10 protein-coding genes are annotated in these 12,657 nt (G+C 51.9%); 4 read left to right on the top strand and 6 right to left on the bottom strand.

All coding sequences use genetic code 11. The annotated features are described in order from the left end of the window. The first annotated feature begins 7 nt into the window (after positions 1–7). Both K5Y30_RS17600 and K5Y30_RS17595 read left to right on the top strand, forming a co-directional pair. Positions 8–988, top strand: coding sequence for a DUF1852 domain-containing protein (locus K5Y30_RS17600; protein ID WP_110867169.1), 981 nt, complete (start codon positions 8–10; stop codon positions 986–988). Positions 989–1,017: 29 nt separating this feature from the next. After that, positions 1,018–2,049 (top strand): methionine synthase, encoded by a 1,032-nt coding sequence (locus K5Y30_RS17595; protein ID WP_101761313.1) that lies wholly within the window; start codon positions 1,018–1,020, stop codon positions 2,047–2,049. A 60-nt stretch (positions 2,050–2,109) separates the two neighbouring features. Here the strand turns inward: K5Y30_RS17595 and K5Y30_RS17590 are convergent, their stop codons facing one another. Beyond that, a complete protein-coding gene (locus K5Y30_RS17590; protein WP_222212493.1) occupies positions 2,110–3,579 on the bottom strand; it encodes a glucosyltransferase domain-containing protein in 1,470 nt (489 codons plus the stop codon). A 211-nt stretch (positions 3,580–3,790) separates the two neighbouring features. Here K5Y30_RS17590 and yajD point away from each other — a divergent pair, with 211 nt between their 5' ends. Continuing rightward, positions 3,791–4,138, top strand: coding sequence for an HNH nuclease YajD (gene yajD / locus K5Y30_RS17585; RefSeq protein ID WP_222212491.1), 348 nt, complete (start codon positions 3,791–3,793; stop codon positions 4,136–4,138). Positions 4,139–4,186: 48 nt separating this feature from the next. Here yajD and fliD read toward each other — a convergent pair whose 3' ends face one another. After that, positions 4,187–5,599, bottom strand: coding sequence for a flagellar filament capping protein FliD (gene fliD / locus K5Y30_RS17580; protein ID WP_110867167.1), 1,413 nt, complete (start codon positions 5,597–5,599; stop codon positions 4,187–4,189). A gap of 293 nt (positions 5,600–5,892) precedes the next feature. On the opposite strand from fliD, the gene licT reads away from it, so the two are divergent. After that, positions 5,893–6,756: a BglG family transcription antiterminator LicT gene (licT, locus tag K5Y30_RS17575; protein WP_222212489.1), complete on the top strand. Its 864-nt coding sequence runs from the start codon at positions 5,893–5,895 to the stop codon at positions 6,754–6,756. Between the two features lie 39 nt (positions 6,757–6,795). Here licT and K5Y30_RS17570 read toward each other — a convergent pair whose 3' ends face one another. The 4 genes from K5Y30_RS17570 to K5Y30_RS17555 form a co-directional block, all read right to left on the bottom strand. Then, positions 6,796–8,190: a glycoside hydrolase family 1 protein gene (locus K5Y30_RS17570; protein ID WP_222212487.1), complete on the bottom strand. Its 1,395-nt coding sequence runs from the start codon at positions 8,188–8,190 to the stop codon at positions 6,796–6,798. A 15-nt stretch (positions 8,191–8,205) separates the two neighbouring features. Continuing rightward, positions 8,206–10,074: a PTS beta-glucoside transporter subunit IIABC gene (bglF, locus tag K5Y30_RS17565; protein WP_222212485.1), complete on the bottom strand. Its 1,869-nt coding sequence runs from the start codon at positions 10,072–10,074 to the stop codon at positions 8,206–8,208. Positions 10,075–10,288: 214 nt separating this feature from the next. Beyond that, positions 10,289–10,993 (bottom strand): YoaK family protein, encoded by a 705-nt coding sequence (locus K5Y30_RS17560; RefSeq protein WP_222212483.1) that lies wholly within the window; start codon positions 10,991–10,993, stop codon positions 10,289–10,291. Positions 10,994–11,057: 64 nt separating this feature from the next. Continuing rightward, positions 11,058–12,506 carry a sugar porter family MFS transporter gene (locus K5Y30_RS17555; protein ID WP_222212481.1) on the bottom strand — a complete coding sequence of 483 codons (1,449 nt, stop codon included), beginning with the start codon at positions 12,504–12,506 and terminating at the stop codon, positions 11,058–11,060. Between the last annotated feature and the right edge of the window lie 151 nt (positions 12,507–12,657).

The raw sequence follows: 12,657 nt of genomic DNA, 5'->3' as shown, positions 1-12,657 counted from the left end.
GACTAAAATGAACAACGCCTTTACTTTTACTGTTAAGAGCCTTCGTTTCGACGAAAATTACAATCCTTCTGGCAATACACGCATCACTACCAACTTTGCCAATTTGGCGCGTGGTGAGAAGCGTCAGGAGAACCTGCGCAATGCCTTAGTGATGATTGATAACCGTTTCAATTCACTGGCGCATTGGGACAACCCTAAAAGCGATCGTTACGCGGTTGAGCTAGAGATTATTTCTGCTGAGCTGAATCTGGGTGCTGAGGGCAACAACAGCACCTTCCCGGTGATCGAAATATTGAAGACCAATATCGTTGATAAAAAAACCAACGAACGCATTGAAGGGATTGTTGGAAATAACTTCTCTTCTTACGTGCGTGATTATGATTTCAGCGTTTTATTGTCTGAGCACAACAAGAACCATACTGAATTCCGCACGCCAGATAATTTTGGCGATCTGCATGGCAACATTTTCAAGCACTTCGTTAACTCAGAAGCTTACAAAGCGAATTTCAATAAAGCCCCGGTTATTTGCCTGAGCGTATCCAGTAAAAATACCTATTACCGCACCGGTAATGAACATCCGGTATTGGGCATTGAATATCAGCAGGATGAACTTTCTCTGACTGACGAATACTTCGGCAAAATGGGCCTGCGGGCACGCTATTTCATGCCGGCAAACAGTGCTGCGCCTCTGGCCTTCTATTTCCATGGCGATTTACTCAGTGATTACACCAATCTTGAGCTGATTAGCACCATCAGCACCATGGAGACGTTCCAGAAGATCTACCGCCCTGAGATTTACAATGCGAATTCTGCAGCTGGTAGACACTATCAGCCAAGCCTGAGCCATCAGGATTATTCTTTAACGCGAATTGTTTATGATCGAGAAGAACGTAGCCATCTGGCTATTGAACAAGGAAAGTTCACGGAAGAGCGCTTCATCAAGCCATATCAAACTCTTCTTGAGCAATGGTTTACTCCCGTTCTTTGATTACCGATAAAAATATAAGGTCACCTGCTATGAAAAAATTATTACCGACTTCCACTGCTGGTAGTTTACCGAAACCATCGTGGCTGGCTCAGCCGGAAACGTTGTGGTCACCGTGGAAATTGCAAGATCAGGAATTAACCGACGGCAAACAAGATGCGCTGCGTTTGTGCCTGGACGATCAACAGCAGGCAGGAATTGATATCGTCAGTGACGGCGAGCAAACCCGCCAGCACTTCGTCACCACTTTTATTGAACATCTCAACGGCGTAGATTTTGAGAAGCGCGAGATCGTTAAAATCCGCGATCGTTATGATGCCAGTGTGCCAACCGTTGTGGGTCCGGTGAGTCGTCAAAAATCAGTATTTGTTGAAGATGCGAAGTTTTTACGTCAGCAAACGGATCGTCCTATTAAATGGGCGCTGCCGGGTCCAATGACCATGATCGACACGCTTTATGACAACCACTATAAAAGCCGCGAAAAACTGGCATGGGAATTCGCTAAAATTCTCAATGAAGAAGCGAAAGAGTTAGAAGCGGTGGGCGTCGATATTATTCAGTTTGATGAGCCGGCATTTAACGTCTTCTTCGACGAAGTGAATGATTGGGGTATCGCAACCTTAGAAAGAGCCATTGAAGGGCTGAAATGCGAAACCGCAGTGCATATTTGCTACGGCTATGGCATCAAAGCGAATACCGACTGGAAAAAGACGCTGGGCACAGAATGGCGTCAATATGAAGAGATATTCCCTAAACTGCAAAAGTCGAATATCGATATCATCTCCCTGGAGTGTCAAAACTCGCATGTGCCGATGGAGTTGATGGAACTGATTCGCGGCAAAAAAGTGATGGTTGGTGCCATTGACGTGGCAAGCAATACCATTGAAACGCCAGAAGAAGTTGCTGCAACGCTGCGTAAAGCCCTGCAGTTTGTCGATGCTGATAAACTCTACCCGTGCACCAACTGCGGCATGATTCCCCTGCCACGCGGTGTGGCAAGAGGCAAGCTGGATGCATTGAGTGCAGGTGCAGAAATTGTTCGCAAAGAACTGTTGAATAAATAACACCAGATAAAAGCTCAGTCCGGGATTATTACCCACCCGCAACCGGACTGAGCCGTTGAATTAAAGTTTATTAATCTGCCCACCCGATTTTCTAAAATCAATCACCATCGTTTGCCCATCCTGAAAGGCGTCATAATTGGGTCCCCGCGCCAGAACCTGACGCGGTTTAATTACTCTCATTTCATCCGTTGCTTTCACCGCTTTCAATCTCAAACCTACATGTTTGATCAGCGCCAGCCATATCCACGGTTCAGACTCACCCAACATTTTCATGCGGATATGATCGATGATGGGGAAGTTACGAATATTGGTTTGTACTTCTGGAGCATCATTCAACTGCCCAATAAAGGCGAGTGAATCAATCGATTGGGCAGCGGGAGCAGAAAGCGTGATTTTGATCTGATTCATCACCTCCATTTGATAACGTTGATCGTTAACTACAGTGTTAAAAGTGACCAGCATCACCACCAGATGATAAAACAGCAATATCGCACTCAATCCCGCCAGCCAGCTTCTTATTGCAGGTAATAAATAAACGGCTACATAGAAACAGAACAGGAAAGTAATGCTGCACGCGCCCAGCATACGCGGTGCAAATAACGGCGTGGCTAAGGCCAATGAAAGTCCGGGGATGGCGATGATGACGATCAATCCCGCACTGAACAGCAATAAGACCGTATTTAGCGTAAACTTCTGCTGCTGTTTTAAGTTTCGAACCATCAAAACAAGGCCTGAAAACATTATCAGCATAGGCAGCCCTATAAATACCATCATGCCGCGCGGATAGGCGCTGAGAAAAAGGTCACTGAACGCCTTAATAGTGTTGATAAGTACTTGCAGAGAATCGGAATTCAGTGATAACAGCTTGCTGTGTTTCATGCTGTACCAGTCGATCTTCACCGGCAATAAATAATTCATCGCGAGTTTATAAGTCAGGATGGCAATGCCCAGCGCCACTATTTTCCCGCACAGCCACTTCCAGCTGGATTGATCATTTACCAGTCGAGAGACGACCAGCAAGGCTACGCAGGCAATATAGACATTGAGCCCTGGCTGATAGAGTGTCTGAATCAGCAATAATATCAGCGCCGTGTAAACGATCTCCTGAAAAGGCTTTGCGCGATTAACCATGCTTGCCAGCATGGCGCCTGCAAATGACAGAAGTATGGTGAAACTGTCATAGGTATAGAGCATTCCCTGCGTCAGAAAGGGATTAAGAATGATAAATAGCGGCGGGAGAAATGACCAGAAACCCGCAAGCGGAATTCTCAATCTTTCCGTGAAAAATACCGCAGCAATACTTAGCGCCAGCAATCCGAGCAGTAAATTAAGCGGAGAAATATCGCTGACCGTATCACCAAAAGAGATCAGGGATTGTAATAACCAGGTGCCCGGCCTCCCGTTACTTAGCCATGTTGATCTATCCCCATCTAATATCCGGTAAAGATCATCCCGATAATAAATTTTGTTAGTCCATAGAGGGATGGTGGCCAGCAATGCCACCATCATAGTCAAAGCGATACGTTGCATCCGGCTTACCGACGGAGAATCATTAACGGGCATCATTTTATGAGTGAATTTCCATCGAACGGGGTCGGGCGGCCTTTTATTTCCGCGTAGTTACAAACTAGTGTAGGCGGTTTTTTTAGAACGGATGCTCAGGAATGATAAACATCATTGGCAGCTGCGGGATGAGCAGATAACATGTCGCTTTATCTCTTTCAAACAGGCAACGTCGGCAATGGCTCTGATCCCTAAAGACTACTCGCGGCTGGAAAGCGGCTATCGTGAGAAAGCATTGAAAATCTATCCGTGGGTATGCGGCCGCTGCTCGCGTGAATTTGTTTATTCCAACCTGCGCGAATTAACCGTTCACCATATCGATCACGACCATACCAATAACCCGGAAGATGGCAGTAACTGGGAGTTGTTGTGCCTCTATTGTCACGATCACGAGCACTCGAAATACACCGAAGCGGATCAGTACGGCACGCGAGTTGTGGCGGGTGAAGATGCGCAGAAGGATGTTGGTGAAGCCACCTATAACCCTTTTGCCGATTTGAAGGCCATGCTGAATAAGAAAAAGTAAGGCTAGTTTCAGAAATAGCGATCGCCATTTATGGCGACCGCGTTACGCTTACTTATTGGTCTTTGTACTATTGCTGAACTGCTCGGTGAGATAGTTACTGGTGTTATTCAGTACGCTGACCATCTTATCCAGATTGGTGAACTGCTTTTTATACCGCGCAATCGTGTCATCAATACGTTTGCTGGCGGTATTGTACTGATCGGTTAGCGTATTCAGTTTTTTACTGATGGAATCCGTCGCGCCCTGCAACACACCTTTACTGCTGAGAAATGCGGTGAAAGTGGTGTTCAGCACCGTCGAAACACCGGTTTTTTTGCCATCACCGACAAACATGTCCCGAATCGCTTCTGGTTTCACTTGCAAGCTGGTGGTCAGTTTGGTGGCATCCAGCTTAAGTTGGCCGTTAGTGGGATCGGTAGTAATGCCCGCCTGAGATAGCGTTTTATAAACACCTGAACCCGAGCTGTTGGCCAGAATACTTTTCAGTTGCACCTGAATATTACGCAGTGTGCCATCACCGAGTAGCGCTCCATTCTTCCCGTCCGGATCTTTACCCGCATCCACTGGCGTGTATTTAGTCAAACTCGCCATCGTATCCTGCAGCGAGTTATAGGCATTCACCCAATCGGTAATGGCGGTTTTCGCCTTGTTGGTATCGCTGCTCACCGTCAGCGTTTGGTTGCCGCTGGTTTCATCGTTAAGCTTCAGCGTGATGCCTTCCACCGCGTCGGTGATAACGTTGCTGCTGCTCTCAATCGCCACATTGTTTACGGTCAGCTTGGCATTCTGCGCCTCGACGCTTTGCGCCATGCCGCTGCTGGCCGCATCTGATGCATCAAAGCCGATAAAATCCTGCAAGGTATCATCGCCGGTCACGCTCAGCGATTTCACCGCATTGGCGGTGCCGGATGCCGATGATGTCAGCGACAAACGGTATTCCGTGGCGGAGACCTTGATCAGGCTTGCAGTAACGCCAACGTCGGATTTGTTAATGGTGTCACGAATCGCCGAAAGCGAAGTCTGATCTTTGGTTAGCGTTATGCTTTTCTCTTTACCTTCCGCGTTAACAAATTTCAGGGTTCTGGACGCGGCATCGCTACCTATCGCCGCTTTGATATCGGTTTTCGTCTCGCTGGTTAGCGTCTGGGATTGCGCCAGCTTCTGCACGCTGATGGTGTATTTTCCCGCCAGCGCATTGCCGTTGGAATCGGCGCTAAACGCACTGGAACTGGATGCTGTGGTCGTCGAAGTATAAAGCGCGGCATCGTTTAATTTATTGTTTGCCGTCTGGAAGGTCTGAATCGCGGTTTTAAGGGTGCCGTAGGCGGACAACTTCGCGGTCGCAGCGGATTGTTGTTTGGAAATCGGTGCCAGCGATTGTTTTTCTGCCGCGGTCAGTTTGTCGAGAATGGTGCTTAAACCCAGTCCTGAACCGACTCCTAATGTTGAAATCCCAGTCATGTACGCAACTCCTGTTAATTTAACGTTACGGTACTATCGGCAGCCTTAACGCAAACTTTATAGAAATCTGATCATTTCCTTACGCTATCCTTACATTCATTAAATTGCGCCTTTGACGCGTCTGATTAAATGCGCTGGAAATATGATGCGTTTCACATTTAACTGTCGCTCTGCTTGTCGGGAAGGCACAGCCGATTATGATCTTGCGAGATTGTTACTGCGTTCAGCGCAGGCAAAACCTGACACGCCGTCCTCCCGGTGGGTCAGGTTTTTTATTTTCAGGGCAGATAAAAATGAAAATCGCGAAAATCCTCAACAATAATGTCGCGGTGGTGCTGGGCGACAACGGCAAAGAACAGGTGGTGATGGGACGCGGTTTGGCGTTTCAGAAGCGCGTTGGCGACGAACTGGATGCGCAGCAGATCGAAAAAGTGTTTGCGCTGCAAAGTGATACCTTAACCGGCCGGCTGAGCGAACTGCTGTCGGATATCCCGCTCGAGGTGATCACCACCAGCGAACTGATCATTGCCAATGCGCGTCAGCAGCTGGGCCAGCCGCTGCATGAAAGCCTCTCTATCGCACTGTGCGATCACTGCCATTTTGCGATTGAGCGCCACCAGCAAGGTATCCCGATTCGCAACGTGTTGAAGTGGGAGATCAAAACGCTCTATCCGAAAGAGTTTTCCCTCGGTATCGAAGCGCTGGCGCTGATTCACAAACGGCTTGGCGTGGAGTTACCTGAAGATGAAGCCGGATTTATCGCCCTGCATCTGGTGAATGCGCAGCTCGGCAGTGATTTCGCCGATGTTTCGCACATCACGCAATTTATGCAGGAAACCCTGCATATCGTGAAGTATCGCCTGCAGCTGGATTACCGCACAGAGAGCCTGAGCTACAACCGTTTCGTCAACCATTTGAAGTTCTTTGCGCAGCGCATGTTAGGCAAACGCGGCGTGTGGAGCGAGGATGAATCTTTACATGATGTGGTGCGCGACAAATATCCACTCGCCTATCAATGTGCAGTGAAGATTGACCAGCATATTCAGCAGAAATACCTGTATCAGCTCTCCAGCGAGGAACGCATGTTTCTCACCATTCATATTGAGCGGGTACGCAAAGAGACGCTGGCGTTGCAGGATGACGCGGATGAGGCGTAAACCAGGTGCGCATGATTGCGCACCCTTCATTCAACTCACTTATTTCAACGCCGCACCATGGCTACGAATCACGTCCTGATACCAGAAGAAGCTCTTCTTGCGTGAACGCGCCAGCGTGCCGTTGCCAGCATCATCGCGATCCACGTAGATAAAGCCGTAACGCTTGGAGAACTCGGCTTTTGACGCGCTGACCAAATCAATCGGCCCCCAGCAGGTATAACCCAATACCTCGACGCCATCTTCAATCGCTTCACGCACCTGCACCAGATGATCGTTGAGATATCGGATACGGTAGTCGTCGTTAATTTGCCCGTCCGCTTCCACCACATCTTTGGCACCAAGCCCGTTTTCTACGATGAACAGTGGCTTCTGATAGCGGTCATAGAGGATGTTAAGCAGAATGCGCAACCCTTCAGGATCGATCTGCCAGCCCCAATCCGAACTCGGCAAGTGCGGGTTCGGCACCATCGAGAGAATGTTGCCGCGCGCTTTCTGGTTCTCCTCTTCGTTAGTGGTGACGCAGCCGGTCATGTAGTAGCTGAAGGAGATGTAATCGACGGTGTTTTGCAGGTCGCGCTTATCGGCATCGGTGATCTCGATGCTGATGTTACGATCGGCGAAGAAGCGCTTCATATAGGCCGGATACGCGCCGCGCACCTGTACATCGCCAAAGAACAGCCATTCGCGGTTCTGTTGCAGAGTCTCCAGCACGTCCGCCGGACGGCAGCTCAGCGGATAGAGCAGCGCGCCCAGCAGCATGTTGCCGATTTTGCCGTCCTTAACGATTTCATGGCAGGCTTTCACCGCGCGTCCGCTCGCCACCAGCTGATGATGAATCGCCTGATAGATTGCCTGCTGATCGCTCTCTTCCGCCAGACCTACGCCGGTGAACGGCGCGTGCAGCGACATGTTGATCTCATTAAAGGTCAGCCACAGCTTCACCTTGTGCTGGAAGCGGGTGAACACCGCGCGCGCATAGCGTTCGAAGCAATCAATGGTGATGCGATTGCCCCAGCCGCCGTACTTTTTGATCAAGCCGTACGGCATTTCGTAATGTGACAGTGTCACCAGCGGCGTGATGTTGTATTTCGCCATCTCATCGAACAGGCGATCGTAATAGGCTAATCCCGCTTCATTGGGTTCCGCTTCATCGCCCTGCGGGAAGATGCGCGTCCAGGCAATCGAGGTACGCAGCACGGTAAAGCCCATTTCGGCGAACAGTTTGATGTCCTCCGGGAAGCGGTTATAGAAATCGATGGCGGTATCCTTGATGCCAAAATCGTCATCGCTGCGCTCGACGCGTGCACCAAATATGCCCTTGGGTTGCAGGTCGGAGGTCGATAAACCTTTGCCACCTTCCTGATACGCGCCTTCAACCTGGTTTGCGGCAACGGCGCCGCCCCATAAAAATCCGTCCGGGAAACGTTTAGTCATCTGTTTGCTCCTCTATTATTTCAGCACGGCCAACAACGGAGCGCCTTCGCTCACAGCCGTGCGGCTCAGGGTTAACACATCCACAAAGTCTTCGCTATTACTCACCAGCACCGGCGTAGTAAGGTCAAAGCCTGCGGCTTTAATCGCATCGAGATCGAACTCCAGCAGCAGATCGCCCACTTTGACCGGCTGATCGTTCGCTACCTTCGGAGAGAAATATTGTCCATCGAGCTTCACGGTATCGAGCCCGACGTGGATCAGCACTTCCGCGCCCTGCGCCGAAGTCAGGCCAATCGCATGGCCGGTGCGGAACATTGACGACACTACGCCATCGATCGGCGAAACCACGCGGCCCTGCTGCGGAATAATCGCCGCGCCTTTACCGAGCAATCCGCTGGCAAAGGTTTCGTCTTTGACCTGATCGAGCGGAATGACATCGCCCGCCATCGGGCTGACCACGCTTTCGCGGCGCGTCAGGCTGGTGGGTGGAGCAACCGCTGCCGGCGGCGCAACGACTTCGGCTGCGGGCTTGGTCAGACCGAACAGATAGGTACTGACGCAAGCGAAACTCAGCGCCACCGCCGCACCGGCAAATGCCGCCAGCACGCTGGCATCAATGCCGCTGTTCGGCACCACCTGAATAAAGGTGAACACGCTCGGGAAACCAAACGAGTAAATGGTGGTGTGCCAGAAGCCAAGGATCGCCGCGCCCAAGGCGCCACCGATGCAGCCGAAGATAAACGGACGACGGCGCGGTAGCGTCACGCCATATACCGCCGGCTCGGTGATGCCGAAGATGCTGGCGGTAAAGGCCGATCCCGCCATCGCTTTCAGTTTCGCTTCGCGGGTGTGCAGGAAGATGCCAAGCGTGGCGCCCGCCTGGCCCAGCACCGCAGGCATCAGCAATGGCAGCAGCGTGTCGTGACCAAAGTTGGCGAGGTTGTTCAGCATGATCGGCACTAAACCCCAGTGCAGACCGAAAATCACGCACACTTGCCAAATCGCGCCCATCACCGCACCCGCAATCATTGGGCTCAGGCTGTAAATCCACAGATAACCTTCGGCCAACATGCGGCTCAGCCAGGTCGCCGCCGGACCAATCGCCAGAAACGTCAGCGGCACGGTGATCAGCAGGCAGCACAACGGCGTAGTGAAGTTACGCACCGCGCTGGGCGAACGCGGATGCACCCAGCGTTCAATCAGGCTGGAAACCCAGGCCGCGAAAATAATCGGAATCACCGACGAGCTGTAGTTCAGCACTTCGAGCGGGATGCCGATGAAGGTCAGCGCATTGCCCTGCTGCTGCTGTTGCAGCACTTCGAGAATCATTGGATGCACCAGCGCAGCGGCAATCGCCATGCTGACAAACGGATTGCCGCCGAATTTTTTACCGGCGCTGTAGCCGAGCAAAATCGGCAGGAAGTAGAACAAACCGTCGCTGGCGACAAACAGCACTTTGTAGCTGCCGCTGTCGGCACTCATCACGCCGAGCACCAACGCCAACGCCAGCAACCCCTTGATGATGCCGGTGGCGATCATCACGCCGATGAACGGGGTAAAGATGCCGGAAACCAGATCGATAAAGCGTGCAAACAAGCCTTGCGGTGCAGCGTTATCTGCGGACTCGTTCTGATTATCCAGCGCGTGACGTGCCGTGAGTTCGCGATACACTTCCGCCACCTGATTGCCAATCACCACCTGATATTGACCGCCGCTCTCCACCACCATGATCACGCCAGGATTGTCCTTTAACGCCGCCGTTTGCGCTTTTTGACTGTTTTTCAATTTGAAGCGTAAGCGCGTAGCGCAGTGCATCACGCTAATGATGTTCTCTTTGCCGCCAACACCGGCAACGATGTCATCCGCCAGTTCCTGATATTGCATCACTCTTTCTCCTGAACAATGCCCTAAACTCATGTCCCGAATTTCGCGCAAAAAAAAACCTGAGACGCGCCCTCTTCAACTGAAAAAGGGCGCGTCTCAGGTTTTGCCTGCCGAACAGTAACAATCCTCAACGGGCGCTATCATGCTAACAGCGCGGAAAAAGTGGCAAGCAGTTTTAGCGAACGACGTGGGGAAGTGTGAAGCCGGTCACCGATTAGAGCCTTTTGAGTGCCGCTAAAGCCAATACGCTGAGCAGCGCACCGATCACCATCAGCAGCAGATAACTCATCCACTGCAGCAGCCAAATCCCCAACACACCGCCGGCCAAAAACGCCAGCACGGTGTAAAAATGCAGCTTAAGCCGCTCAATGTAGAGCGGCGCATCTTTGGGGGATTCTTTGCGGCGCAGCACATCAAACAGCATCGCCAGCTCAATGCCGATATCGGTCGCGGTGCCAGAAACGTGCGTGGTGCGCACGCGGGCGTTGGAGATGCGCGTCACAACGGCGTTTTGCAATCCCATCAAAAAACTCAGGCTCAGCACCAGCAACACGCCAGAGCCGCTAAAGCGAAACCAGCTTTCAATCACGCCGAGCAGCAGCAAAGCGATGCCTTCAATCAGGATGTTGATGGCGTAGATGCCGCGAATCTGGCGCCGTCTGCCGGAGTTGATTATCAGCGTTGAGACAGAAGATCCGGCGATAAACAGCAGCACGATGAGCAGAAAAAACAGGCCGACGTGCAGATTAGCTTTGGCCAGATGGTCGGAAAGTGAGGAGACATTGCCGGTCATGTTCGCCGAGAAGAAGCCGACCGTTTCAAACGCTGCGGTGTTAAGTGCGCCCGCAACGGCGGCCAGCGTGCAGGCCAGACGAATGTCGGTATTGAAGGTGCGCGTGTTCTCGGCGGTGATTAGCATGGGAAATCCTGGCCCGGTGAAAGATGCGTATCTTCCTCCCGTGACCAGGAATTCTCAAGCGCCGCTACGCGGTTTGCTGATCCTGCTCCTGCTCGCTGAACCGCTCGCGCATCTCATTTTCGATCTGCTCGAGCGATTTGCCTTTGGTCTCCGGCAGCATAGTGATTACGAAGATCAGCGAGCCGACGTTGATGGCTGCAAAGATAAAGAATGCGCCATTGCCGGTGGCGGAGAGCAGCGGCGGGAAGGCAAACGCCACCGCCGCGTTACAGATCCACTGGAACGAAACCGCAGCGCCGGTCAGCACGCCGCGCACTTTCATCGGGAACAGCTCCGACATCAGCAGCCAGTAAACCGGCGAAATGCACATCTGCATAAAGAACAGGAACACCAGAATAGCCGCCAGCGCGAAGATACTTTGCGTCATGTCTTGTGGCATCAACAGCAGCACGCAGCCGAGTGCCAGCTGCATGGCGATCACCACCGTCAAACCGGTCATCAGCATGGTGCGACGTCCAAAACGTCCCACCGCTTTGATGCCCACCATGGTGGCCAGCACCGAAACAATGCCGTTACCGATGGTCGCCGCAATCGAGGCATTGGTGCCCATACCGGTGGTTTTCAGAATCACGGGCGTGTAGTACATAAAGGCGTTCACGCCGGTGAACTGGATAACAATGCCGAGCCCCGCGCCCACCAGCAGCAGGCGAAGAATCCATTTCTCTTGCAGCAGCTCACGCGCTGACGGCCCCTGACGCGCCGCCTTCGCGTGCTGGCGCATTTCCGACATCTCCTTTTTCACTTCGCGCGGCGTTTCACGCAGTTTGTGCAGGATACGGCTCGCTTCTTTGATGCGCCCTTCTGCCACCATCCAGTGTGGCGACGCTGGCACAAAGAAGGTGCCGATAAACAGCAACGCGCCAGGAATCATCGCCATCGCCAGCATATAACGCCACAGATGCGGATCGTTGAGCGTGAAACTCATCACCGCGCTGACCACATAAGCCAGCAGCTGACCGGAAACAATCATCAGCTCGTTGCGGCTCACCAGCGGCGCACGCCGTTTTGGCCCGGCAATTTCGGCAATAAACACCGGGACGGTTGAGGAACCGCCACCCACCGCGATGCCCAGCAGAAAACGCATCGCCACCATTACGTGCAGGTTTGGCGCTAAGGCGGTACCAATCGCGCCCAGCACAAAAATCAGCGCCAGAGAACGCAGCGTAATGCGTCGGCCAAAGCGATCGGAGAAATAACCACTGAGGAAAGCACCCAGCGCGGCACCGAAGATCAGGGATGAAGTGACTAAACCTTCGGTGAATGGTGTGAGGTCAAGACCGCCCTGATCAGGCGGCAAGGTCATAAACGGCAAGGCACCCGAGATAATCCCGGTGTCATAACCAAAAGCCAGCGCACCCATTGTCGCTACGAGTACCACAAAGAAGATGCGCTGTTTAACGGTGAGATTACTTAGCGCTGAATCGTCGTCGCTGTTTTGCTGCGATGTGTCCATTCCTGTTCCCTGCATATTGAACGCGCCTTGTAGCGCAAAGGTTGAAACCCAAAGGCAGAAGTATAGTCAGGAATTGTAAAATGTGACGAAGGTCACTATTAATTCGACAAATTTCATCGCGCTTAATGATCATTTTCAATGATAGGCGTTT

The sequence above is a fragment of the Pantoea sp. DY-5 genome (assembly GCF_019795955.1).
Classification (GTDB): Bacteria; Pseudomonadota; Gammaproteobacteria; order Enterobacterales; family Enterobacteriaceae; genus Pantoea; species Pantoea leporis.
This window is presented reverse-complemented; position numbering and strand designations above follow the sequence as displayed.